The sequence below is a fragment of the Granulicella sp. L56 genome (genome assembly GCF_009765835.1).
Lineage (GTDB): Bacteria > Acidobacteriota > Terriglobia > Terriglobales > Acidobacteriaceae > Edaphobacter.
Map to the genome: position 1 here is coordinate 1708067 of NZ_LMUS01000006.1, position 24807 is coordinate 1732873.

A 24807-nucleotide genomic window follows, 5' to 3' on the forward strand; every position below is an offset into this window, starting at 1 on the left:
CCTTACGCTGCCTGGATCACGCGTCCAATAGCCCCCATCACGCGCTCGAACTGCGAGATCTCCAACGCCAATTGCCTGCTCCCCACGGCCGTCAGCCTGTAGTAGCGCGCACGCCGGTTTCCGGCTGTCGTGCCCCATTCCGCCGTCACCCAGCCTTTGATCAACATTCGCTGGAGCGCCGGATACAACGATCCCTCTTCGACCTGCAGCACCTCGTCCGAAGTGCGCTGAATCGAATTGGCAATCTCATATCCATGCAGCTCGCCATGACGCGCCAGCGTCTTCAGAATCAACAGATAAAGCGTACCCGGCGGAATCTCATCACGGTTCAAACGACACCTCTCCGACCAAACAAAAACGTTTGACATAGTCAGACTATGCCAACAACACGCTACTGCCATAGCCAAACTATGTCAAGAGAGGGAATGCTGCTGCTGCGACTCCGGCATTCATCACTCAGTTTGGTAATGACAAGCCCGGCTTGTGAGTCGTTATGCGGTCAAAAGTACTGTTTTAGGGCCTGACTTCAGGGGGCTGTTGCTTTTCGATGGCCTTTTGGATGGCGCGGAAGACGTTGGCTACCTCGCGGTCTAGAGTGGCGAAGTCGAGGTCGATGACGCTGCGGCGGGGGTGGAGGATGACGTCGACGGGAGCGTCGAGGGTGGCGAGGTTTTTACGGACGGCCTCTCTCATGCGGCGCTTGATGCGGTTGCGGTCGACGGCCTTGCCCATGACCTTGCCCACGGTGAGGCCGACGCGGGGGCTGGTGGGGTCGGCGTTGCGCAGCGGGGTACCGTCGGGGCCGAGCTGGGGGCGGAGGGTGAAGAAGTAGCTCATCTGCTTGGCGAACTGCTTGCGGCTGGCGTTGTAGACGCTCTGGTAATCGGCGTGTTTGCGCAGGCGGAAGGTGATGGCGGCTTTGGCTTTGCCGGGGTTGGCCGCGGTGGAGGGCATGGCTTGATTTTAGTGCGGATTGGGTGTGTGGGACTCAAGGCTTAACACCGATTGCCACCGATCGCACCGATTTAAAGACGATGCGACCGCGGATTGACGCGGGGGAATGCGGATATAGCGGTTCTCCTCCAGATGTAGTTTTGGTGATTCGAGCAAAACACAGATTCCCTTCGGGAATGACAAACGAAGGAAGTTACACCTGAGAGGAGATAGCTATAGAAGGAATGGCAAGGGCGAAATACAGGGGTCTCTCCACTGCGCTTCGCTTCGGTCGAGATGACATATCTTCGGGGCTGAGCTGGCTCGGTCGAGATGACGTGCCTGGGGGCACATCGCTCTGAGGCAGTTGAGATGGTGTGCGATTTTGGGCTGCGGGACGAAGCGAAGCCCGCCGGTGGGGACGGGCTTCGCGCTAGGGGGAGGGCGATTTCTATTTGTTGCCGGTGTGAGTGGGCGGTGTGCCCTTTGGCGGCGGAGCCATCTGGCCACCGGGTGGCATGGCCTGGCCGGTCTGGCCAGTCTTCGCCTGCTGTCCGCTCTGGGACGGCTGCCCGCCCTTGTGCGACATGTCGCGGGGGGACGGTGGTCTCTGTTTGTCCATGGTGCTTCTCCTTCAATACCGGCCAGCGCTCTTCTTCCGCGTACGCGGAGCCGGTATGGAGGAGTTGGATGCCGGGGCGCAACAGGAGTTGCCCCTTGCGAGCGGGCCGCTGAAGGGGGAAAGGACTCAGAATTGAAGAGTATTGATAAAGCAGGCGGTTAGACTTTGGGCGGCTTCGACGGCGTTGTGCCTTGGGTCTGGGTGGCTTTATGGCGGGACCTGAAATGGATCCAGTTCCCGCCTCTTCAAAGCAATTTCGGTAAGACTAGTCGCGGAAACCGGCGCTGACGGCGATCTTGTGACGGCCCTTGGCGCGGCGGCGATTGAGGACGGCGGCACCAGCCTTGGTCTTCATGCGGGTGAGAAAGCCGTGGGTCTTGGCGCGGTGGCGGCGGTTGGGTTGAAAGGTACGCTTCGGCATGACAAAAAACTCCTGCGGCGGGAACTACGGTTCCTGCTCAAACTTTAGGGTGTTGCAACAATCTCTGAGTATACCTGATGGGACGGGTTTTTCACAGGGGTTGGTGGGTTTACCAAAAGGACGTTTGAATTCAGAAGAAGCTGTGATTGCGGAAGCTGTGCGTGGCTTAAGTTGCTATTGTTTGCCAATACCAAGATGACTCGCAATTGCCAAGGACATGTCTCGCACCGGCGCATCATCCTCATTCGAAAGGATAATGATGAGCAGGTGTAGGTCAGGATAGCGTGCTTCAAAAGCAGCAAAACCGGGATCACCACCTTCGTGATAGATCCTACGGACAGGCCGGTCATCTACAAACCACCCAAAACCATAGTTCCCCGGAGGATGAGCGGTGAACATCTCCCTGAGAGAGTAAGCATTCAGAAATCCCGGAGCATTCAAAGCGTGGTTCCACAGAAGGAGATCGCCGGTTGTTGTGTAGATACCACCTGCGCCGATCTCCAGAGAGCGATCAAAATAGTCCCTGTGTCGTAGCGTGCCGTTTTCCCTCGTGTAGCCCTCTGTCATCTTGGGGACGATCGTGAGCGTCGGCACGAATCCTGAATGCGTCATCCCTAGTGGCTTGAAGATGTGGTCGGAAAGATATGCGCCATACGACTCACCCGATAGCTTCTCGATAATGTAGGCCAGAAGATAGTATTCGGTGTTTGTATAAGCCCATTTCGTTCCTGGCGATGCCACAAGTGGTCTGTTTCGAAACGTCTGGATCAGCTCCTCGGGGGTGTAAGGAACGGCGATGCCTTTGGTGAAATCCTCTAGCTTATTGTTCGGCAGTCCGGACGTATGGGTGAGCAGTTCCTGAATCGTAATCGCTTGCCAGGCTGCAGGGGATTGGGCGTAGTACTTGCTGACGTGGTCATCGACCGAGAGCTTGCCCGCCTCTGCAAGCTGAAGAATCGCCACAGCGGTGAACTGCTTCGTCAGAGAAGCGATTTCAAAACGACTGTCCTGGTCGTTTGGAACCTTCCAGCTCTCGTCTGCCAACCCGTAACTCTTCTCAAGAAGTACCTGCCCGTCACGTTCGACGAGTATATTCCCACGGAAATGCTGTGCTGGTGGAAGGTCTTTCAAGTAGGCGTTCGTCCAGCTTTCAAGGTCATTGGCCTGTGCTTGAAGAACCGTGCAACTAAGCAGAAAGACGCCAAGGAGCAGAGTTTTCATGCGCCCATAATATGCCAATGCGATGTACCATTCTGGGCGGTGAGGCATCCAATTTTTATGACAACTGTAAATGCGGCGGCGAGCGGGACGTTTGCGATTGGCGGGGATTTGACCGTCAACCGTTTGGGATATGGCGCGATGCGGATTACGGGCGAGGGCATCTGGGGGCCACCCAAGGATGTCGAAGGCGCGAAGGCAGTGCTGCGCCGCGCGGTCGAGCTGGGCGTGAACTTCTTCGACACGGCGGACTCGTATGGCCCGGCGGTGAGCGAGGGGCTGATTGGGGATGCGCTGGCTCCGTATGCCAAGGGCGTCGTGATCGCCACCAAGGCCGGGCTGACGCGGCAGGGGCCGAACAAGTGGTTGCCGGTGGCGCGTCCGGAGTATCTGCGGCAGCAGGTGGAGCTGAGCCTGCGCTATCTGAAGCTGGAGCGGATCGATCTGTGGCAACTGCACCGCATCGACCCGAAGACGAAGCTGGAGGATTCGCTGGGCGAGATTGCCAAGTTGCAGAAGGAAGGCAAGATTCGCCATGTGGGCCTGAGCGAGGTGAAGCCGAAGGAGATCAAGCAGGCGCAGAAGATCGTAAAGATCGTGAGCGTGCAGAACCGTTACAACCTGAGCGACCGTGGGTATGAAGATACGCTCGATTATTGCGAGAAGAATGGGATCGCGTTTATTCCATGGTTCCCGGTGGCGGCGGGTAAGCTGGCGAAGCCGGGCGGCAAGCTCGATGCGGCGGCGAAGAAACATGGGGCGACGGTGTCGCAGTTGTCGCTGGCTTGGCTGCTGCACCGGTCGCCGGTGATGCTGCCGATTCCGGGGACGACTTCGGTGGCGCACCTGGAGGAGAACGTGGCAGCGGCGGCGGTGAAGTTGAGCGATGCGGAGTGGGCGGAGATTGAAGCGGCGGCGAAGTAGGCGACGGCGAAGTAGGCGACGGCTTGTTCCGTCCCCCCGACCAATGCACGTCATCTCGACCGAAGGCGGAGTGGAGAGACCCCTGTACCTGGCTCTTTGTCTTGTCGGCACCGTGTAATGTTTGATCGCTTCGTACATCAAAAAATACAGGGGTCTCTCCACTGCGGCGACAAAAGCGCCACCTTCGGTCGAGATGACGTGCCATTGGTTGGTGGGGAAGGTGGCCAGCAGTGATGGAAAGAGAGTTGCCTTCGCGGAGCGCTTCTTTATCACACGGCACGCTCTCGTGGAATTGGATTTGAAGTTTTTATCGAGGCAATTTTTCTTTCCTGCGGGCATCTTTTTTGGTTCTTCACAAGGAATGGTGCAACTTGTTTTTTTTGGCGAACGGGCTTGAAAATCGTCTGGTTTTCCGTGCTACTATCGAACCCGTTCAGTAAGATGTTTTTCTGCAAGTCCAGCTGTTTCGCACTCTGCCTCACGTTGAACGACTGCTCCTCGCGACCCGGGATTTAACGGGCGCCGCGACGGGAATTCCGGCAACACGAAAACCTCCCCGCACTCACCTGCTAGCCGGGAAGGACTGGTGTTTCCTTTTTGATTTTTTTGAGTAGACGATGGAACAAGTGCCAGCTGGATTGGAACAGAGAAAAAGACAAGGAAGCAAAGAATGTCATTCGTTCCGACGGCCACCGCCGTATTGAATTATTGGGTCCGCATCCTCGCCGCACTTGAGAAGAAGATCAATCGCCAGTCGTACGAGACATGGCTGAAGCCGACGCGATTCTCCCATCTTGAAGGCAAGACGCTCTTTGTGCGCATCCCCTCGGCTGACTTTCAGCATGTGGGCGACCGCTACGCCGACCTGATCCAAGAGGCGATCGACAACTTGGGCCTCGATGTGGAGACGGTGACGTTTACGACGCCGGAGCAGGACCCGCGCGCTCCCAAGGTGCGCGAGGACGGCGGGTTTGCGCCGTTGCCCAGCCATAGCCCCAATGCACCGAATTCGAATTTGAGGCCGGGCGGCGCGCAGGGTTCGGGAGGGCGGCAGGCAAACGGGCCGGAGCAGTCGCGGTTCGACTGGAGCGCGGCCTCGCAGTTGAATCCTCGGTACCAGTTCGATGCGTTTGTGATCGGCAGCGGCAATCAGTTCGCCATGGCTGCGGCGCAGGCGGTAGCGGAACGACCCTCGAAGGCGTACAACCCGCTGTTTCTGTATGGCGGCGTGGGCATGGGCAAGACGCATCTGATGCACGCCATTGGTCATGATGTGAAGCGGCGACAACCCCATGCTTCGATCTGCTATGTGAGCGCGGAGAAGTTCACCAACGAGATGATCGACTCGGTGCGCTACGACAAGATGACCAGCTTCCGCGACAAGTTTCGCAGCGTGGACGTTTTGCTGATCGACGACATTCAGTTTCTTGCAGGCAAGGAGCGGACGCAGGAGCAGTTCTTCCATACGTTCAACACGCTGCACGAGAGCATGAAGCAGATCGTGATTGCGAGCGACCGTCCGCCGAAAGAGCTTTCGGATTTTGAAGACCGGCTGCGCTCACGCTTCGAGTGGGGACTGATCGCCGACATTCAGCCGCCGGACCTTGAGACCAAGGTTGCGATCCTGCAGAAAAAAGCTGAGTCCGAGCAGACGCAGTTGCCGACGGACGTGGCGCTGTTTATCGCGTCGAATGTGCGGACCAATGTGCGCGAGTTGGAGGGCGCGCTGGTGCGGCTGATCGCGTGGTGCTCGATGCATGGCGTGGAGATTACGCTGGCGGTGACGCAGCAGTGCCTGAAACAGTTCATCGACACGCAGGTGCGCAAGATTACGATTGAGGCGATCCAGCGTACCGTGGCGGAGCAGTTCGGGATGCGCGTCGCGGAGCTGAAGCAGAAGAACAACTCGCGGCAGATCGTGGTGCCGCGGCAGATTGCGATGTATCTGGCCAAGCAGTTGACCGAGGCTTCGCTGCCGGAGATCGGGCGGCAGTTCGGCGGCAAGCACCATACGACGGTGATGCATTCCATTGCCAAGATCGACGAGCAGCGACGGACGGACAAGGCGCTGAACCAGACCGTGAACAAGCTGATGGAGACGATGAGCTAGCGGATTTAGATTTGGATGGAGAGAGGCCGGCTTAAGTGCTGGCCTCTTTTTTTGGTGGATGGTGGGTGGGTGGGTGCAGAACAAGCAACGGCAAATACAGGGGTCTCTCCACTTCGCTGCGCTCCGGTCGAGATGACGTGCTTTTTTGGGGGCCGCTCGGGATGCGCCGTGGCTGAGATGTGTGCGGGTGGATGGTTCGCTGATATTTTTGGTCTTTTGATTCGACAGACTCTGACAAGGGTGGGTTTGAGGTTTAGAATCGGCTGACTGATTCGATACCTCTAAATTCCACATTCGAAAGGAGAATGTTAATGGGAACGACTGCTGCTGCGGTTACGCCGGAACGAATTATGCAATTTGCGTGGGGTTATGTTCCGCCGCTGGTGCTGGAGGCGGCGATACGGCATCGCGTGTTCGATGTGCTCGATGACGGCGCGAAGACGGTGAAGGAGACGGCCGCTGCGACGGGAGCGTCGGAACGGGGATTGCGAACGATCATGAACCTGCTGGTGGGGTTGAACTTTCTCGCCAAGGAAGATGGGGAACGCTACTCGCTGACACCGGAGAGCGCGGCGTTTCTGGTCAGCACCAAGCCCAGCTTTCAGGGCGGGTTTCTTAAGCATGTGAGTACGCAACTGATGCCGAAGTGGCTGCAGTTGAACGAGGTGGTCAGGAGCGGCAAGCCTGCGACGGCGGTCAACCAGGAGGGAGATGGCAGCGACTTCTTCCAGCAGTTTGTGGTCGATATCTTTCCGCTGAGCTATCCGGCGGCTCAGGTGCTGGCGAGAGAGCTGGCTCTGGGTGAGAAGGGCGAGGCGGTGCGGGTGCTGGATCTGGCGGCCGGATCGGGCGTGTGGGGGATTGCGCTGGCCGAGAGTTCGCCGCGGGTCACGGTGACGGCGGTGGATTGGGCTAATGTGCTTCCGGTGACGGAGAAGACGGTGGCGCGGTTCGGGCTGACGGAGCGGTATGCGTTCGTTGGCGGAGACCTGGATACGGTCGACTTCGGCAGCGGCCACCATGTGGCGACGCTGGGCCATATTCTGCACAGCGAGGGAGAGGCGCGCAGCAGGGGCCTGTTGCGCAAGACATTCGCGGCGCTGGCACCGGGCGGGACGATTGCGATTGGCGAGTTTCTGGTGAATGCGGACCGAACCGGGCCGGTGAATGGGCTGATCTTTGCCGCGAATATGCTGGTGAATACCGACGACGGAGATACCTATTCGTTTGAAGAGATCGGCGGCTGGCTGAGGGAGGCTGGCTTTATCGATGCGCGGCTGCTGGAGTCTCCGGGGCCTTCGCCGTTGGTGCTGGCGACGAAGAGGTAGGGGCTTGAGGGGCGTTTGTGGTGGTGCGTAAACCCACGTCCCAGAATCGGGACGTGGGGCAACCGGCTTTGGCGGTTCGAGCAAAACGCAGATTCCCTTCGGGAATGACAAACAAGGGATGCGGCGTGTGCGAGCGTTTTATTTACCAGGAGAGGTAGACGGCCTTGCCGATCCATTGCGGGGTGGTGATCTGCTGCGTCATGAAGCGGGCTACGTCTTCGCGGGAGATGTGGCTGGCGTTGGGCGGCAGGGCGTCGGGGTCAATGCGCCATTTGCCGCGGCCGTGGCTGTTGGTGAGCATGGGCGGCATTGCCATGGTCCAGTCGAGGCCACTTGCGGAGAGCGTCGCGTACTGGCTGCGCTGCGAGGCCACGGGCCACTTCAGAAACGTCTTGTAGACCAGGTGCTCCACGATCCAGCGGCGCCAGGCGGGCTGCTTGTCGAGCGCGCCGGGCCGGGCCCCGGCTGAGCCGAGGGCGATGATGCGGCGCACGCCTTGCCGATCCATTGCGGCGACGATCTGCGGCACGGCACGCTCCAGCACATCTTCTTTAGCAAGCGAGTTTGCGCCCAGCGCGGAGAGGACCACGTCGGCGCCTTCGATGGTCCGGGCGACGGCGGAGGGGTCAAAGACGCTGCCGTGTACGCCGCGGACGATCATGCGCAGAGGGAAGGTCTCGGGGTGGCGTAGCAGCGCGGTGACGTGGTGGCCCGCATCGAAGCAGCGTTTGGTCAGCAGGCGTCCGGTTGCTCCACTGGCTCCGAAGATGGCTACATTCATGGGCGGGTCCTTTTGGGTGCTGTGCGGTGGTGAGGGCAAAAGCGAAATACAGGGGTCTCTCCACTCCGCTGCGCTCCGGTCGAGATGACGTGCCTTTATGACTACTTCGGTCGAGATGACGTACGTTGATTGCCCGGTCCGGGTCGAGATGGCGTGCTTTGTTGCTCTTTCGATGAGTGCTTTATTTGTTGCTTCTATTTTTTGCTGCTTCGAGGACTTTTTCCGTCGAGATCGGGTGTGGCTTTGTTGCTCCATTTCTAGTGCATGGGGTTTGCTGCTCCGGCGGTGTAGGCGCGGTCGGAGGTATTGCAGTTTGGATCGAGTTTTCCTCTATTGGGTTGGATGCATGTGAAAAACGTGTGCATGGCAACTGCCTCATTTTGTTTTGGTTGGTTAGTATTCCCACGCTGGGGACAGGTCTTCTCAGAATTGTTGGCGGCGGCCTGTGGAGAAAACGGATAACCGGACGCTTATGGCGCGGCGGGTATCCAGTCTTCCTCGGGATGCGTTTTTCGCTGTCCGTTTTTCTAAAACCGGGACGTGCCTCAAGTCAATGACTGGTAAGTAGATAGGAAGGATATCCACTTTTCCAGCGACAATGATTATTAGTATGAGTATTTGTACTGTTTAAGTCTTGTTTCATAACAACACTCGCGCCCCAGGCAGCAGTTTGTGCACGGGCATCGGCGTTGCGGCGAGGTGCGAAGGCTAGAGCGGTTCTCCTCCTGATGTGGTTTGGTGATTCGAGCAAAACGCAGATTCCCTTCGGGAATGACAAACAAAGGAATCTACACCTGAGAGGAAATATCTACAGTCCCCGGCTCTCACACAAAGGCGCTGCTTTCCACAAAGAAAGTTGTCGCGGTGGAAGGGGTTCGCCCCTAGAATCGAGCCAATGCCGGAGCGTGGACCGAGTGGGGAATGCACGCGGGCTGCGATTCGGTGTAAAGTTTTTGCAAGCGCCGTCTGGCTGAAATCTGGCGACTGAAATTGAATTTGACGACTGAACCTACGGAGAATCGACAGTGACGACCGCGACCACCAGTGCGACCCAGGAGCCCCCGATGGACGAGACGACCGCAGCAGCCCCGACGGGCAACCTCGAAATCACCGTGTCCCGCGCCGAACTGTTGCGCGAACTGACGGCGGCGCAGTCGGTGGTCGAGCGCAAGACGACGATCCCGATCCTGTCGAATTTTCTGTTCGAGGCAGCAGACGACAAGCTGACGATCACGGCCACCGATCTCGACCAGAGCCTGCGCACGAGCTGCACGGCAAAGGTGAAGAAGCCGGGCGCCTGCACCATTCCGGCGCGCAAGCTGTACGACTACATCAAGCTGCTGCCCGAGGGCGAGATCTCCATCAAGCTGATGGACAACCACTGGGTGCAGATTCGTGCTGGCCGCTCGAACACGAAGATGGTGGGTATGGCGCGGGCGAACTTTCCGCAGGTGCCGGAGTTCCCTGCTTCTTCGGCGGTAAAAATTTCGGTGCCTTCGCTGAAAAATATGGTGTCGAAGACGATCTTCGCCATCTCGAACGAGGAGTCGCGCTACACGCTGAATGGCGCGCTGCTGGTGCTGAAGGCGGAGTCGATGGCGATGGTGGCGACGGACGGCCACCGGCTGGCGCACATTGAAAAGCTGGGCGAGACGCTCGAAGGCATCTCGGGCGAGAAGAAGACGCTGATTCCGCGCAAGGCGCTGGCGGAGATCTCGAGCCTGCTGGGAAGCACGGACGCGGACACGCTGGAGTTTGCCGACGACGACCAGACGCTGTTCTTCAAGATCGGCGGGCGCGTGCTGACCAGCCGCAAGCTGACTGGGCAGTTCCCCAACTACGAGGCTGTGCTGCCGCGCGACAACACTAAGTTTGTGATCGTGCGCTCGGAAGATCTGATGAGTTCGATTCAGCGCGTGGCGCAGTTTGCCGACGAGCGCAGTGGCGCGATCAAGATTCGGTTGGAGCAGAATGAACTGAAGCTGTCTTCGTCGTCGACGGATGCGGGCGAGTCGGAGGACACCATCGAGACTCCGTACAACTACGATCCTCTGGTGGTGGGCTTCAACAGCCAGTACCTGATCGATTTCCTGAAGGCGATTGGCAACACCGGCGAGGTGCGGCTGGAGTTCAAGGACGCGCAGAGCGCCGGCCAGATGCGTCCCGAGGATGCGAACGAGGATGTGAAGTACCGCTACATCCTGATGCCGATGCGCATCTGAGATTGTGCGGTCTTGCGATGTTGTGCGAAAAAAACCATAAGTTGGCCATTTGGCCAACTTATGGTTATAAAGCTGTCATTCTTGTTATTCCTAGCGTAACGTGACCACTTGGCCACATTACGCTAGGAATTTTCTGTTCTGTGAGATGTGTAGAGCTGCTCGGTGCCGCGTCGTCGATCTGCCCCACATCGACGGAGAGAATCGAGGCTTCAGGATGCTGACTCAATTCTCTAGCCCAGATCAAGACTTAATACCCAAGCTTTTTCCTGGAGTAGCTGAGCGCCAAAACAACATCATCGTGTGCCCAACTAGCGACAAGGTCCATTTCATTCAGCTTGCCGACTTGGATGCTAACGGACTGGCAGAGTAGGGAGGCCGCGTTCATGACCCTAGAGACCAGCCCTGGCAGCCACCAGGCTTGGATCGTGATATTCCGGGCTACCCCACCCCTCAGGAAGCTAAAGAGCTTCGCCAGGAGGCTTATAAAAGGGGCCGGGGCGGACCTCACTGCTTCGTCAAGAAAATGCCGACGACACCTTCAGAGATTTGGAAATAGCGAAGCGGCGAATTAGGGAGGTTACATAATGACGAAGAGGAACAAGCATATCGGATCGCTCCTCGATGGCTTCTCAAGGAAGAGGGGGTCCTCGAAGAAACCGCGCCATCGCTCTGAAAGATGTCGATGCCTGGCAGGTTCAGCAGGCGATAGACAAGGAAAATATCACCAAAGTTGAGATGGCAAAGCGCATGCACACGAGTCATGCTGCTTTAGATCGTCTCCTCACGCCCGGGCGGAGTTCGAAGCCTTGCAGGCGATCGCGGGCTACGCCTTCGAGCAACCGGGTACTATCTTTCCTGAACTTGTCGATGGAGACCCGGTCTTCGAGGCCGTTCGGCTGGGACATCCATTGCTGGATTCGAAGCGCTGCGTCTGCAATGACATCGTGTTGAATGCTCAGTCACGCTTCTACCTGATCACTGGCTCGAATATGGCCGGCAAAAGCACCATGCTCAGGACCGTTGGATTGAATACAGTGATGGCTCTTGCGGGCGGCCCTGTTCGGGCCTCCGGTGCCCGGCTTTCACACCTGACAGTGTGTGCGTCGCTCGCAGTGACGGATTCTTTGCTGGAGGGAAAGTCTAAGTTTCTGGCAGAGGTTGCCCGGCTCAGCGAGTCCATCGCGCTAAGTCGCTCGGGAGAGCCTGTCCTGTTCCTGATCGATGAGATACTCAGCGGGACCAATTCCAAAGATCGTATCGATGCCGCAGAGGCGGTGGTTAAGATCTTGATCTTAGGAGGTGCAGTGGGTGCCGTTTCGACTCATGACCTTGCCTTATCTCGCATCCTCGACGATGCAACCCTGGCTGGTGCCCTCGTGCATATGGAAAGCGATAACCCGGACGATCCGCTGGACTTTGACTATCTTCTGAAGCCGGGAGTATCAAGAAAATCAAATGCATTGGCGATCGTTCGGATGATGGGGATCGACAATCTTTGAGATGCCTACATAGGAGCTGAAGTCTCATGTAACCCAGTTCTGAGTAAGCCGCTCCGGACGAGAAGCCGTAGGCATCGCCCTCTATTAGATCTCCATCCACCCCTCGGATGCAGGGAGAAATTCTCGGCCAACTTTTGTTATCAAGAGTACATTTCGGCCAACTTATGGTCTCAAAGATTACGAGCGATGTCGCAGAGCGGTATTTATAATAAAGGAGTTGTGTTGGCCACTTTATGGTCTCAATTGGCCATGATCTGAGTTATTTTTCATGTTGTGACAAATAACCCATAAGCTGGCCAAAAGGTCACTTTATGGGTTATTTACTTTGATAGATAAATCTCGATAAGTGCATTGGGCTGAAGTCATCAACCGAGACGGAGGCGACCCTAGAGCGGATTAGCTGTTGGCGTGGAGGAAGGCAACCGCAGATTCCCTTCGGGAATGACAAACAAAAGGCTCGGCAGACTCTACACCAACTCCTACTTTGCTCTAGTACTCGTCGACGACCACGCGTTACTGAATTACGCAACCACAGGATCGGGGCGTGACATGGTGACATTCTCCGCGGGGCCAATTCGTTCTCGATCTGCGCGGCTTGCGAGAAACTCGGCGAATATTAGGCATGCCCCTATCGCAGCCAGGTTGTAGACGGCGGCACCCCATGTCCTCTGATTGTGCAGTCGGATAAAAATAGGAGGAATTTCTACAAGAAATTCAAACAGCAACAGCATCAACGCAAGAAGCCTCGCGGCCAGGACATCTTTAATTCCCGAGCAAATGGCGACTCCTGCCAGGATGAAGGCGATTCCGGTTGAGGCCGCCCAAAAATCTCCAAACCCCATCCAGTGCGGGACGATGCTCGCGAAGACGCGAAGGCCGATGAGGTGAAATATGCCGAAGAGGACAGGAGGCAATCCCAGCATCCAACGTGCGGCGATAGCTGCTCTCTTTTGCAACAGGGAATCCGGTGAGGCGGTGGAGACGTAAACGATGGCTGCCGGAGCGACCAGCATTAGCTGTTGGGCGAGCCCGAAAGAGACGCCGAATAAGACGTCGATTCGCCAGCCACGCGCGTGAATCCCGGCATAGTACCGAGCCAACCAAAGCGCCGCAAAGATCAAGTAGGCGATGGCGGATGCCGCGGCGCCAATCCTTGCGCTGCGCCGCCACAAAATTGCAAGACCCGCTGCGACCAGCCAGATGCCCGCGACGTAGGCCAGTATGTATTCAGCGGGAAGACTGATGCCCAGAGCCTGGATCGGCTGATGAGAGGCATCGAATGCACCCCAGGCGATATTCAGAATGCCGGTGAGAACAGTACCTGAGCCGTAGAACCAAATTCCAACTTTCATCTGCCGATCTCCCATGAATTGCTTAGAGCGGTTCTTCTCAAGATGCAGTCGTGGCAGCCCGGGCTAAACGTAGCTTCCCTTCGGGAATGACAAACAAAGAGGACCACACCTGAGATACATGCATTCTCGATTTCAGAACTGATAGTATGGCCGCATTGGCACATCGAACAGAGCCATTTTCTTAAAACCTATTGGACCATTTGAGATGCCCAAAGCCATTAGCTCGTTCGAACTCACTCTCAAAAGCCGGCCGCGCCATCAGACCCTGACCAATTGGTTGTATGGCGAACTGCGCTCTGCCATTCTGGAAGGTCGGCTCGCAGCGGGCGCCAGACTGCCATCATCCAGAGATTTTTCCAGCCAGTATGCACTCTCCCGGGGCACAGTCGTCAGCGTTCTGGAGCGTTTACAAGCCGAGGGGTATATCACCTCTCGGGTCGGATTCGGTACGTGGGTCAATCGTGTAGAGGCTCCTCGTCCGGCCCGCCAGGCGACTGCGACACCGGCATATATTCGTCGCGTGATTTCGAACTATAAACGGCCGCAACCGTGGGTCGACCAGGCTTTTGTTGACGGGATCCGCCCCTTTCGGATCGGAGCTCCAGCCATCAACGAATTCCCGTCCGAGGTTTGGGGACGTATTGCCGCAGACCGAGCCCGTAATTTCAGGTCATGGCTAAAGACAGAGTCTGATCGGCGCGGGTATCGGCCATTGCGCGATGCAATCGCCGAGTATTTGCGCACGTCCCGTGGGGTGCGATGCACTGCGGAACAAATCGTCCTCGTCTCCGGAATACAACAGGCGCTCGACCTGTTGGCGCGGCTGCTCTTGAAAAAGAGCGATCCGATATGGATGGAGGACCCTGGATATTTCGGAGCCAGAATCGCGTTCGACAATGTCGGAGCCAGGATGATTGCTGTACCAGTGAATGAGGAAGGGCTGTCTGTTTCCGCCGGAATTAGTATCTGTCCGGATGCGAAGGGTGTGTATGTCACGCCGGCCCATCAATTCCCGCTGGGGGTAACGATGTCGCTGGAGCGGCGGATGGCCCTTCTTCGCTGGGCCGCACGCGCTGGCGCTTTTGTTATCGAAGACGACTATGACAGCGAGTACAGGTTTGAGGGACCGCCTGTGCCTGCCGTGCAAAGTCTCGATAATCACTCAAGCGTTATCTTCATCGGATCGTTCAGCAAGACGCTGTTCCCAGCCTTACGCGTGGGCTACGTGGTATTGCCTGCGCCGTTAATAGGTCCCTTCCTGAGTTTCCGTTACCGAACCGATTTCCGGAATTCATCCTTTGACCAGGCGGTGCTCTCGGACTTCATCGTCGATGGGCATTTGGCGCGTCATCTGCGGAGGATGCGGAATCTGTATGCGGAGCGCCTCGGAGCACTCACGGAGGGAGCCAGGCAACATCTGGGTGGGCTGCTTGAGATCTCTGACGTCAGGGCAGGCCTCTACACGATCGGGTACCTCAAAAATGGAATGACGTCACGACAGGCGGAAAAGTTGGCGGCGGCCCGGGGTGTTGAAGTTCTTGCCGTCGATCGATGCACCCTGAGACGTCCTGATCCGAATGCGTTGCTCCTCGGCTTTGGCGGATTTGACGAGCCTGCGATACGGCAAGGACTCATTCGACTCGCAAAGGCATTGAGCTAACCAGAGCTCAGGACCTGAGACCCGTTCTCGACGAGACTGGTGGACAGAAGCGCATGGGCGATATTTATGAATGAGTAGACACTGCGGCCCCTGCCTGCGAGGAAGAAAGCCGAGAGAGCTTTCGGCTGAGTAGGATTCCGCCGACGAGGAAGTAGACTGCGCCGAAGACGGCGTATCCGCCCAAGTCTTTGGTATGAAACTTGCCCGTAAGGCCACCCAGCGTAAAGGCCAGCCCCGCAGCGGTCGATTGTGCACCGCTCACGATCATCGCCCATTGACCACCCAACTGCCTGCGTCGGATCAGGCCGGTAACAAGCTGAAGCAGACCTGCCCCCAGGGCCCACGCACCAAAGATCGCAATGGCGTATGCGGAGTGATGGAAGACGGTGAGCGCAATGCCCAGTGCGGTCGCGCAACCTAACCCCGCATTGATGAGGAGCGACGTCCTCACGCTCCCGGTTTGTTCTGATCTTTTAAGGTCGTAGAGCGTACAGGCAACGTCCCAGAGAGGGTACAGGACGAGCAAAATCGCGGCCCATCGCGGATGCGTCATCGCGGTTGAGAGAATGCCGGCTGCCCATATCAGTTGGAACAGGGTTCGGGTGAAATAGAGAGTACGCAGGGAGCGGGCGAATGGTACGGAGATGGTTTGCATGATTTCCTTTGACCTACTAGTAGGTAGTTTCGGTGAATGTGCAAGGCGACAGGAGCGGTCCCTCGATTACGTCTTTGAAGGGGTGATCCGTTGTATCGCCGCAGCGCTGACTGTATGGAACACATCACAATTTCCGGTTGCGCGTGCGGAGAGCATAGCGCCGTGTACGGTCGCCAGCAGTAATTCGGCCTCGATTGCCGATGATCTCTGAAGTTTGATGACGCGTTTTTTGACGCCGGCCTTCAAGGTCCGTTCGAACCATTCACGCAACGCGGTGAAATAGAGCCGGATCTCCGCCTGTACTTGTTCCGGCAAAGAGGGCATCTCGGCACCAAGCAAGGCTGCTATGCAAAACGGCACGGTGCGGCCCCGAATACAGCCTTCCCAATACGCGACATAGGCCTGAATGCGTTTCAACGGATCTTCGATCTGTTGATCGAGCAGCTCTGTTCCTTGTACAAGGCTCTCTCTGTGGGCCTTAAGGACCGCCGCTACGAGGTCGGCCTTGGTAGGGAAATGATGGTGGATACTCGCTTTTCTAATCTCGACGGCCTCTGAGATGTCCGCATAGCTGAAGGCCGAATACCCGCGTTCGACCATAAGGTCCTTCGCCGCCTTCAAAATCCGTTCTGCTGTCTCACCTTGCATACCAATGAGACTACCTACTAGTAGGTTCGGATGCAAATCTTTCTTGGGGGAACGAACAGAGGAGCGATTGCTTCAACGGACAGATGTTGTTGTAAAGAAACCGTAGGCTGGCCATCTGGCCAATTTATGTTTTTTTGTTCTTGAAGGATTTTTTTCTGCAAGGAGACTCGAACGAAGCTGTTGGTGCAGCGAGTTTTCTTTATGTTAGTCTTTTGCTTGTATGCAATTCATTCATACCCAATTAGTGCTTTGTTGTTGCTGTTGACCCTCTCTGCGGTCCGGCGAGAACGATGTGCTGTTCGTTTCTTTCTTTCTGATTTACCTCGATAAATAGCTAGTATTGGCGGCACTTTATGTGCTTCTACACGTTCCATTGCGCGCAGGGTTCCTGCGCTTTCGCGACACATGTCGCAGGTGAGGCTTTATGTTTATATTTTCCAGGCGATCGATTCTGCTCGCATTGATTTTTCTGCTTTCTCTCCCATCGATGTCTGCCCTTGCTCAAAGCTCTGGAACCGGAACTCTGAACGGAACCATCAGCGACAGTTCGGGTGCCGTGATTCCAAATGCGGAGGTGACGGTTCGCCAGACGTCAACGGGGCTCGGACGTACTACAAAGACAAACTCCACCGGCTTTTACTCTCTACCGGCACTTCGCGCGGGAGAGTATGTTGTCGGCGCGCAGGCGTCGGGCTTTCAGCGTATCGAGCAGCACGGAGTTGTTCTGCAATCGGACACAACTCGCACGATCAATCTTCAACTGACAGTGGGTGCATCGGATGTGGCGACCGTGACGACCGCTGCTCCTGCAATCGAGACCTCTGAAGGCTCCCTGAACACGATCATCACGGGAACGCAGCTCAGCGAACTTGCGACCAATGGCCGTAACTTCACGCAACTGCTCTCGCTCGGCACAGGCGTAAGCAGTTCGCAGACCGGGCAGCGCATGGGCGTGGGGCAGGAAGGCAATCCGCTCACATCGGTGAACGGCGGCCGCATCAACTCCAATGCATTCACTTATGACGGCATCCTGGCGATGGATACCGGCGGCAATCGCGGGCTCAATCTCTTTCCTCCGATGGAAGCGATCCAGGAGATCCAGGTCCACAAGAGCAACTACACGGCGGACATCGGGTCGTTCGGCTACAGTCAGGTAAATGTCGTGACGCGGTCTGGCGGCGAGAAGTATCACGGCGATCTGTACGAGGTCTTTTCGAACGATGCACTGAATGCGCGCAATTATTTCAACACGTCGAAGCCGCCTCTGCATGACAACAACTTCGGATATGACGTGGGCGGCCGCTTGCTTCCTGGAGCAAAAGGTAAATTCACGCAGAACATCTTCTTCTTCTGGTCGCAGGCATTTGACCGTCGCTCCGGCCCGGAGCTTACCAGCTTCACGTCAGCGCCGCAGAGCACCTTCACCGCGACGACACCCACTGCTCTGCAAAGAACGGGAAACTTTGCTGGCTCTGCACCCATCAAGAATCCTGATACTGGGTTGCCCTACGCGAATAACCAGATTACAAATATCGATCCCAACGCGGCGCTTCTTTTGAACGCGTACTTTCCCCTGCCTAACAGCACCAGCTCTTCGAACTACGTGATCAGTCCGAAGAGCCAAACGAGCTGGCGCGAGGAGTTGATACGCGTCGACGCGACGCTGACCCCAAGCGATACGGTCACCGCGCGCTATGCTCATGATGCGTGGAGCCAGCAGCAAGCGATTTTGAAGCCTTCCAATCAGTCCTTCGCAACGATCGGTGGTTACTTCGCAAAGCCGGGACAGAGCGGTGTGCTGCAGTGGACCCATATCTTTTCGCCGACATTGCTGAACCAGGCGACGATTGGCTACTCGCGCAATCAGATCACCCAGTCGCCGGATAGCAGTGGTCAACGGCCAGAGGGACTTACGATTCCAAGTCTGTATAACGCGAATATCTATAACCTGATTCCGACGATTACGATCAGCGGATTCTCATCGATCGGCGCGCAGGGGCTTACGAATAATGCGAACAATGTCTACACCTGGCGGGACGACTTGACGAAGCAGTTGCATAATCAGTCGCTGAAGGCCGGCTTCAATATCCTTCGCATTCAGAAGTTCGATCGCTACCCATACGGTGGCCAGGCTGGATCGTTCAGCTTCACGGGTTCTGCGACCGGCAATCCGCTGGCCGATTTTCTTACCGGTCATGCCTTCAGCTACGTCGAGCAGAGCAATGTGCCGAATGACTACCTCTTCGCAAATATGTTTGAAGGGTATGTGCAAGACGATTGGAAGGTCACTCGCAACCTCACGCTCAATCTGGGAGTGCGCGATACGATCTTCCAGGGCGCGCCCAATGGCTACGAAAAATACAATCGCATCTCAGATTTTGTCCCCAGCCTGTACTCCGCCACGAACGCGCCCACCGTTACCTCGACTGGAACTTTAGTTGCCGGCACCGGAGATCCGCTGAATGGAATTATTACGCCGACCAATCTCAAAGGGCTTAATCTTCCCCGTTCCCTCACGGGCGCGCGGAACAATATTGGACCACGCGTTGGCTTTGCCTGGGCACCATTTGGTTCTTCTACGACCTCGGTCCGCGGTGGTTACGGTATCTTTTATCACTGGGACAATGACAACCACGAAAATCTGAGCGGCAACCCTCCGTACTCGCAATCTGCAACTATCTACAACACTACCCTTACGGGCTTCGCTTCTGATGCGCAGACGTTGTTCCCCCCGACGCTCGCAGCCTTCGATCCTCGCAAGATGTACCCAACGGTAAGCCAATATTCTCTTACGGTAGAGAGACAGCTTCCGGGATCGACCGTTCTCTCGGTGAGCTATGTGGGCAACAGCGCCCGCCATCTCGATCAGGCACCCAACATCAACCAGGCCCAGCCTAACGCTGCCGTCGCAGCGGGAACGGTAAACGTCAACACGGTTCGTCCTTACAAGGGCTATGCCGCGATCAACTATGATCTCCGCTCTGCCTCGGCGGGCTATAACTCGGTGCAGGTGGATGCGCGTCGCCACTTCAAGAATGGGTTCCTCTTTGAAGCGGCTTACACTTACTCGCGTTCCCTCGGTTCGCAGGTAGGGCAAAGCCAGTTCTTTAATGAAAATGGCCCCACGGCCTACGACCGGCCACAGAGCTTCACCATTAACTATGTTTATGATTTGCCATTCTTCCATGGCAGTCGCAGCCTCGAGGCCTACACGCTTGGCGGTTGGGAGGTCAGTGGAGTCTCTACCTTCCAGGGCGGTACGCCGGTGACGGCAACGATCTCCGCGGACCGCGCCGGCGTTGGCAATACGGGGGAACGGCCTAACATCACGGGGCCTGTGACCTATCAACATGGCAACATCAACAATTATTTTTCGACAGCGAACTTCAGCCAGCCCGCGCTGGGAGCCTTCGGCGACCTGGGTCTTAACACCATTCGTCAGCCTGGTTTGAACAGCACGCAATTCAACCTCTCCAAGAAGGCGACCTTCCATCTCATTGGGGACACTCCTATTACAGCGAAGTTCGAAGGCGAGTTCTTCAATCTCTTCAACCACCCGGCCTTCAATGGTGTTGGAACAACTGTTGGCTCTGCGACCTTCGGTAAGATCACTTCTGCGCTCGATCCGCGTAATATCGCTTTCAAGTTGAAGTTCTCTTTCTAAACAAACCCGATCGATGGATGAAAGGATTTTTATGTCAGATGCAAATGAACAAAGCTCCAGGCCTCTAGCTTCCGCACCGGGCACGACGACCCGGCGCGACTTTCTGCAGGCATCGCTTGCGATTGCAGGCACGGCAGCGGTCTCGACCGTAGCGCCAGCGTTGGCAGGTGCCCAGACGAAATCGAAGCGCCCGAATCTGGTCTTCTTCCTGGGCGAAGGGCAACGGGCTGACGCGCTCTCTATCGCTGGAAATCCAGTCCTCAAGACGCCGAACCACGATCGTATCGGGCACGAAGGCATTCGTTTCACAAACGCATTTTGCACCAATGCACTCTGCGCTCCGGCACGCGCGACTGCGCTCACTGGTTTGTACTCGCGTTCCACCGGCGCTCTGGACAATACCAAAGCCAGCATTCCTCTGGCTGCCGATATCCCTCTCTTCACCGAGATACTGCAGAAGGAAGGATATGAGGTCGCCATCGTAGGCAAAATCCATACCCGCAATGGAGTGGAGGATCGAAATTGGGATTACTACTTTGGCCATAATAATCCCGGCAACGATTATGAGAATCCTATTTTTAAAGAAGGTCGCAAGGGAAAAGTCGGGCCAAGCAAGCAGTACAAAGCGGTTTATCCGGACGATCTCTCGACCGACCGCGCGATCTCATGGATCAATGAAGACCGTGGGGACAAGCCCTTCTGCATCCTGATCTGGTTTGTTGCGCCGCACGAGCCGTTCTTCCGTCCGCGCCGCCTTGCCGACCTCTATAACGGCACGCCCATCGCGAAGCCTGCAAGCTTTGATGATGATCTCAAGGGTTATCCGGGTAAGCCGAAGAGTTTTGTCGATGCAGAAAATAAGCTGGGCACAACATCGAGCCACACTGCCTGCGGCTCTCTTGAAGGCGTCGCGAAGGATTACTACGCAGGTCTCGTCGCTGTCGATGAGAACATCGGCCGCGTGATCGACACGCTCGAAAAGAAAAACATTCTCGATGACACGGCCATCCTGCAAACTTCGGACCATGGATTTTTCCTCGGAGAATGGCGGCTTTTCGACAAGCGGCTGATGCATGAGCCGTCGATTCGCGTTCCCTTTCAGGTGCGCTATCCCAAGCGCATTCCGGCCGGCATCGTGCGTGAAGAGATGATTTTGGATACGGACATCGCACCAACGCTTCTGGACCTCGCGGGCGTTCCTGCGCCAGCGAACCTGCAGGGCAAGAGTATTTTGCCGCTTGTAAAGAAGACGGATCCGGACTTCCGAAAAGAGTGGTACTACGAGTATTACGAGTGGCCTAATCCAGAGAAAGTCGCGCCGCATCGCGGCATTCGGACCGAGCAGTACAAGCTGATTCAGTATGTCCTCGATCCGTCGGAGGGAGAACTCTACGATCTCCGCGCCGATCCCGGTGAGCGTAACAATCTCTACGGCAAGCCCCAGTATGCCGCTCTTCAGGCCCATCTTGCAGAACGGCTGACTGTCTTGCGCGAAAAGATTCCTGAACATAAAGAAGCAAGTTAGATCTTCAGGTCGAGTAGGTCCTGCGGCCGCCTCTCATCAATGGCGCCGCAGGACAACGCATCCTGTTCATGAAAAACTTACCTGTTTAGAGATGCCTGGCGTCGTGCGTTCTCAGCTCTTGCAAACCGCCCGAGTCACTCATCGAGCGAGAGTGAGATCTGAGCGGGTTCAACAGCTCGGTCTGAAATTTCAGTCTGAGAAAGGCGAAGTCCATGTAATTGAACTGGACCACATCGACCACTTGAGTGCGAACTGAAGGTTCTCAATCTCGCTGAGGCCCCGACTTACTTCTTTTTTGCTGCCCGCTGAGCGTGCACCGCGGAGTTGACTGCTACCGCCTCGCGGATCAGTTGCTTGAAGGCAGCTTCGTTGATCTTCTCTCCTTCGCGAAGGTCGATCGCACGCCGCGTGTTCCCTTCCAGGCTGGAATTGAAGAGCTTCTTCGGATCTGCGAGCGAGGCTCCGCGAGCGAAGGTGAGCTTGACCACCTGCTTGTACGATTCGCCGGTGCAGACGATGCCGTCATGAGACCAGATGGGGGTTCCCATCCACTTCCACTCTTCAACGATGTCGGGATCGGCCTTGTGGATGATCTCCCGCACCTTCGCCAGCGTCTCTCCGCGCCAGTCTGCCAGCTCTTGAATGCGCCGGGTGATATTCGCTGAAGCGTCCTCGACCTTCGCACTGGTTGCTGTTTTCATGTTCTCTCCGATCTTGATTTTTATTTCGGATTTCGCCAACTGACCCATGCCGACGTTATTGAAGCCCGGCGACCACGCGTTCGAGGTTGCCGAGGAATCCCTGCCAGCCGTAGGTCGCGCCCTTGTAGGCGGCGTCCTGATCTGGCCCGAAGCCGGAGTGCTCCATGCGCAGATGGGTCCCTGCATCGGTCGGCGTCAGCGTAAAGGTGACGACGCTCTCAAGCCCTAACGTGCCCCAGGTATAGGAGAGCGTCTTGCCGGGCTCTACCGCGAGGACGCGGCAGTCGATGACGCCGTTCCAGTTGGGCACCGGGTCCATGCGCAGTTGGAACGACTGCTCCGCGACAGGTTGAAAGTCATTCTTCATCAGCCACTGCTCGATCAAAGAGCTCTCGGTGAGGGCCCGCCACACCTTCTCTGGCGGATGAGGAAACTCCTTCTCCACGATTACGGAACGGGTTGAAGTATCAGGTGTCATCATTTATCCATCCTTTCCAAAACATCTCCGAGCCGATCTATTTTGTTTTGCCAGAAGGCACCGTAGTTGCCGACCCAATCCACGAGCGGCGCAAGGGCTTCCTGCCGGGCGCTGTAGTGGGTCTCGCGCCCCTTGCGGCGATTGCGAACCAATTTGGCACGCTTCAGCGCGGACAGGTGTTTCGAGACCATGGGCTGAGAGACGCCGGCGCGCTCCGTCAATGCATGAACGGTCTGGTCGCCGTCGCGGGTCAGCCGTTCGAAGATGGCCCGGCGGGTGGGATCGGCGAGGGCCTTGAAGAGACGGTCTGCGTTGCTCGGCATGTCGCAACCATAACCATACGGTTATTGATTGTCAATGGAAATATTTGCGCGATTTTGCGGTCGAAGCTGACTGGTCCTTCGGATGAAGATGTGTCTCTTCCAGGACGCGTCGACGAACCAGAGCTTCATGGATGACTCCGCCGCGTTTAGGGCGCGCGAAGTGGGCGCCGCGATCTGAAACAGCTTTGCATGAGAAAGGGGCGACAATGGGCCCACTTACGCTAGACAATAGATTCATGTTCCGCGAAATCATCTTCGATATCGAGCGATTTGTGGCGACGACGACTGACCTGACTGCAGTGCAGCGGTTCGTGGTCGATGCACTCGCAACCAGGTTGCCGCACTACGACTGGGTGGGCTTCTACATGCTGGCCCCCGACGACTCGACCGTGCTGGTGCTGGGGCCGTTTCACGGCGCGCCTACAGAGCACGTCCGCATTCCTGTCGCGCAGGGAATCTGCGGGGCCGCGGTGGCGCAGGGCGAGACCATCGTCGTCGACGACGTCGCTGCGGACCCGCGCTATCTCTCCTGCTCCATCGAGACGCGGTCGGAGATTGTTGTGCCCATTCGCGTGCATGGCGAGATCGTCGGCGAGATCGACATCGACAGCCACGCTCCGGCAGCGTTCGGTGCAAAAGACCGTAGCTTTGTGGAAGAGTGCGCGACGCTGGTGGGCCGGTTCATCGAGCGCTCGGCTGCCTAGTCTCTGTCAGTCTGAGCTTCGCTCTCAAAGTAGAGATGGTAATGATTGCGGCAGCCGGGGTTGAAGGCGGCCTCGCAGATGGGGCACTGGTAGCCGCTATGCATGTATTCGTTGATCGTCAGCTCGTGGCCGCAGGCTCCGCAGAAAATGGCCCGCTGGTCCCATTCGGCGCGCGGCCAGACCTCGATGGGATGGTCTGCCAATGTCTCATGACAATCCTTGCAGGCATAGTAGACGCCGCAGCACTTCATCTTAATTGCGATGATGTCGGACGGCTTGCGGTAGTGGATGCAGCGCGTCTGGGCGTCGAGATCGATCCCGCGCACTTCCGGGTGAGGCATAGGCATAGGTTACCGGATCGCGATGGTCATTCGCAGCGTCCCTTGTGGGGTTCAGGATAGCGGCTCAGGCAAATTTCACAAAGCGCAACGAGAGCGAGTTCATGCAATAGCGAAGACCGGTTGGCTGTGGGCCGTCGTCGAAGACATGGCCAAGATGCGCATCGCAGCGGCGGCAGTTGACAGCGGTGCGCACCATTCCCAGCGTGCTGTCGGAGATTTCGCGCACGTTCTCTTTGGCGATTGGCTGCCAGAAGCTGGGCCAGCCAGTGCCCGACTCGAACTTCGTGTCCGAGTTGAAGAGAGCGGTGTCGCAGCAGATGCAGCGATAGAGCCCCTTATCGTGATTGTTCCAATACTGGCCTGAGAAGGGGCGTTCCGTATCGGCCTGGCGGGTAACGCCGAAGGCGTCGGGCGTGAGTTGCTGCCGCCATTCGGCATCGCTCTTCGCGACCATGGGCACGGTAACGGTCTCCTGCCGTTGACCTGTATCCGAAAACATCACGATCTTGACCTGCTTCGGAGAGTGGTTGGAGTCTTTGGCCTCGACCGTGCGAGAGCCGCGTGTGGACCATGCCACCGCACCCACTGCCGCCGCTGCGACCGCTGCGACGAACTCCCTGCGGCTGAGCGTCGTTGTTGTCTTCTGTGTGCTGCTCTCATCGTTGTCCATGGCAACCCTCCTGTGGCTTCAAATGCTA

Annotated in this window: 23 protein-coding genes; 9 read left to right on the forward strand and 14 right to left on the reverse strand. The window is 56.9% G+C overall.

Features of this window, described 5'->3' with window-relative positions:
* Positions 1-2: 2 nt before the first annotated feature.
* From GSQ81_RS14890 to GSQ81_RS14910, 5 genes are all read right to left on the reverse strand, one after another.
* A complete protein-coding gene (locus GSQ81_RS14890) occupies positions 3-332 on the reverse strand; it encodes a PadR family transcriptional regulator (RefSeq protein WP_158911471.1) in 330 nt (109 codons plus the stop codon).
* A gap of 181 nt (positions 333-513) precedes the next feature.
* A complete protein-coding gene (rnpA, locus tag GSQ81_RS14895; RefSeq protein WP_158911472.1) occupies positions 514-954 on the reverse strand; it encodes a ribonuclease P protein component in 441 nt (146 codons plus the stop codon).
* A gap of 430 nt (positions 955-1384) precedes the next feature.
* A complete protein-coding gene (locus tag GSQ81_RS14900) occupies positions 1385-1555 on the reverse strand; it encodes a hypothetical protein (protein WP_158911473.1) in 171 nt (56 codons plus the stop codon).
* A gap of 265 nt (positions 1556-1820) precedes the next feature.
* On the reverse strand, positions 1821-1976 hold the full coding sequence (gene rpmH, locus GSQ81_RS14905; RefSeq protein WP_013582097.1) for a 50S ribosomal protein L34: 156 nt from the start codon (positions 1974-1976) through the stop codon (positions 1821-1823).
* A gap of 174 nt (positions 1977-2150) precedes the next feature.
* Entirely contained in the window at positions 2151-3107 is a 957-nt protein-coding gene (locus tag GSQ81_RS14910) for a serine hydrolase (protein ID WP_158911474.1), read from the reverse strand.
* Between the two features lie 147 nt (positions 3108-3254).
* Between GSQ81_RS14910 and GSQ81_RS14915 the strand changes: the two genes are divergently transcribed.
* The 3 genes from GSQ81_RS14915 (at position 3255) to GSQ81_RS14925 (ending at position 7556) form a co-directional block, all read left to right on the forward strand.
* A complete protein-coding gene (locus tag GSQ81_RS14915) occupies positions 3255-4118 on the forward strand; it encodes an aldo/keto reductase (protein WP_158911475.1) in 864 nt (287 codons plus the stop codon).
* A 670-nt stretch (positions 4119-4788) separates the two neighbouring features.
* Positions 4789-6228 (forward strand): chromosomal replication initiator protein DnaA, encoded by a 1440-nt coding sequence (gene dnaA / locus GSQ81_RS14920; protein ID WP_158911476.1) that lies wholly within the window; start codon positions 4789-4791, stop codon positions 6226-6228.
* A 311-nt stretch (positions 6229-6539) separates the two neighbouring features.
* Positions 6540-7556: an acetylserotonin O-methyltransferase gene (locus GSQ81_RS14925; RefSeq protein ID WP_254060215.1), complete on the forward strand. Its 1017-nt coding sequence runs from the start codon at positions 6540-6542 to the stop codon at positions 7554-7556.
* A 142-nt stretch (positions 7557-7698) separates the two neighbouring features.
* Here the strand turns inward: GSQ81_RS14925 and GSQ81_RS14930 are convergent, their stop codons facing one another.
* Positions 7699-8592: an NAD(P)-dependent oxidoreductase gene (locus tag GSQ81_RS14930; RefSeq protein WP_158911477.1), complete on the reverse strand. Its 894-nt coding sequence runs from the start codon at positions 8590-8592 to the stop codon at positions 7699-7701.
* Positions 8593-9401: 809 nt separating this feature from the next.
* Here GSQ81_RS14930 and dnaN point away from each other — a divergent pair.
* Positions 9402-10559, forward strand: coding sequence for a DNA polymerase III subunit beta (gene dnaN / locus GSQ81_RS14935; protein WP_158912261.1), 1158 nt, complete (start codon positions 9402-9404; stop codon positions 10557-10559).
* Positions 10560-11365: 806 nt separating this feature from the next.
* The gene (locus GSQ81_RS14940) at positions 11366-12058 is read left to right on the forward strand and encodes a hypothetical protein (RefSeq protein WP_158911478.1); all 693 of its coding nucleotides are present in this window, start codon (positions 11366-11368) and stop codon (positions 12056-12058) included.
* Positions 12059-12579: 521 nt separating this feature from the next.
* Here GSQ81_RS14940 and GSQ81_RS14945 read toward each other — a convergent pair.
* Entirely contained in the window at positions 12580-13410 is an 831-nt protein-coding gene (locus tag GSQ81_RS14945; RefSeq protein WP_254060216.1) for a hypothetical protein, read from the reverse strand.
* A gap of 205 nt (positions 13411-13615) precedes the next feature.
* On the opposite strand from GSQ81_RS14945, the gene GSQ81_RS14950 reads away from it, so the two are divergent.
* Complete coding sequence (locus GSQ81_RS14950; protein WP_158911480.1) at positions 13616-15070, forward strand: PLP-dependent aminotransferase family protein; 1455 nt, start codon at positions 13616-13618, stop codon at positions 15068-15070.
* Positions 15071-15134: 64 nt separating this feature from the next.
* Here the strand turns inward: GSQ81_RS14950 and GSQ81_RS14955 are convergent, their stop codons facing one another.
* Together GSQ81_RS14955 and GSQ81_RS14960 are read right to left on the reverse strand one after the other, a co-directional pair.
* The gene (locus tag GSQ81_RS14955) at positions 15135-15725 is read right to left on the reverse strand and encodes a hypothetical protein (protein WP_158911481.1); all 591 of its coding nucleotides are present in this window, start codon (positions 15723-15725) and stop codon (positions 15135-15137) included.
* Between the two features lie 66 nt (positions 15726-15791).
* Positions 15792-16346 carry a TetR/AcrR family transcriptional regulator gene (locus GSQ81_RS14960; protein ID WP_254060217.1) on the reverse strand — a complete coding sequence of 185 codons (555 nt, stop codon included), beginning with the start codon at positions 16344-16346 and terminating at the stop codon, positions 15792-15794.
* A 451-nt stretch (positions 16347-16797) separates the two neighbouring features.
* Here GSQ81_RS14960 and GSQ81_RS14965 point away from each other — a divergent pair, with 451 nt between their 5' ends.
* Together GSQ81_RS14965 and GSQ81_RS14970 are read left to right on the forward strand one after the other, a co-directional pair.
* Positions 16798-20037, forward strand: coding sequence for a carboxypeptidase regulatory-like domain-containing protein (locus GSQ81_RS14965; protein ID WP_158911483.1), 3240 nt, complete (start codon positions 16798-16800; stop codon positions 20035-20037).
* A 31-nt stretch (positions 20038-20068) separates the two neighbouring features.
* Positions 20069-21562, forward strand: coding sequence for a sulfatase (locus GSQ81_RS14970; protein WP_158911484.1), 1494 nt, complete (start codon positions 20069-20071; stop codon positions 21560-21562).
* A 284-nt stretch (positions 21563-21846) separates the two neighbouring features.
* Here GSQ81_RS14970 and GSQ81_RS14975 read toward each other — a convergent pair whose 3' ends face one another.
* From GSQ81_RS14975 to GSQ81_RS14985, 3 genes are read right to left on the reverse strand one after another with little or no spacing between them, the layout of a single operon-like run.
* Entirely contained in the window at positions 21847-22263 is a 417-nt protein-coding gene (locus GSQ81_RS14975) for a DUF1801 domain-containing protein (protein WP_158911485.1), read from the reverse strand.
* 55 nt (positions 22264-22318) lie between these two features.
* A complete protein-coding gene (locus GSQ81_RS14980; protein WP_158911486.1) occupies positions 22319-22744 on the reverse strand; it encodes an SRPBCC domain-containing protein in 426 nt (141 codons plus the stop codon).
* On the reverse strand, positions 22741-23064 hold the full coding sequence (locus GSQ81_RS14985) for a helix-turn-helix transcriptional regulator (RefSeq protein WP_158911487.1): 324 nt from the start codon (positions 23062-23064) through the stop codon (positions 22741-22743). Before GSQ81_RS14985 ends, GSQ81_RS14980 begins: the two co-directional genes overlap by 4 nt.
* 236 nt (positions 23065-23300) lie before the next feature.
* On the opposite strand from GSQ81_RS14985, the gene GSQ81_RS14990 reads away from it, so the two are divergent.
* Positions 23301-23768 carry a GAF domain-containing protein gene (locus GSQ81_RS14990; protein WP_158911488.1) on the forward strand — a complete coding sequence of 156 codons (468 nt, stop codon included), beginning with the start codon at positions 23301-23303 and terminating at the stop codon, positions 23766-23768.
* Here the strand turns inward: GSQ81_RS14990 and GSQ81_RS14995 are convergent.
* Both GSQ81_RS14995 and msrB read right to left on the reverse strand, forming a co-directional pair.
* Positions 23765-24115, reverse strand: a complete 351-nt coding sequence (locus GSQ81_RS14995; RefSeq protein ID WP_158911489.1) for a CHY zinc finger protein — start codon at positions 24113-24115, stop codon at positions 23765-23767. The two genes, GSQ81_RS14990 and GSQ81_RS14995, sit on opposite strands and share 4 nt — an antisense overlap.
* Before the next feature lie 58 nt (positions 24116-24173).
* Entirely contained in the window at positions 24174-24779 is a 606-nt protein-coding gene (gene msrB / locus GSQ81_RS15000; protein ID WP_158911490.1) for a peptide-methionine (R)-S-oxide reductase MsrB, read from the reverse strand.
* Between the last annotated feature and the right edge of the window lie 28 nt (positions 24780-24807).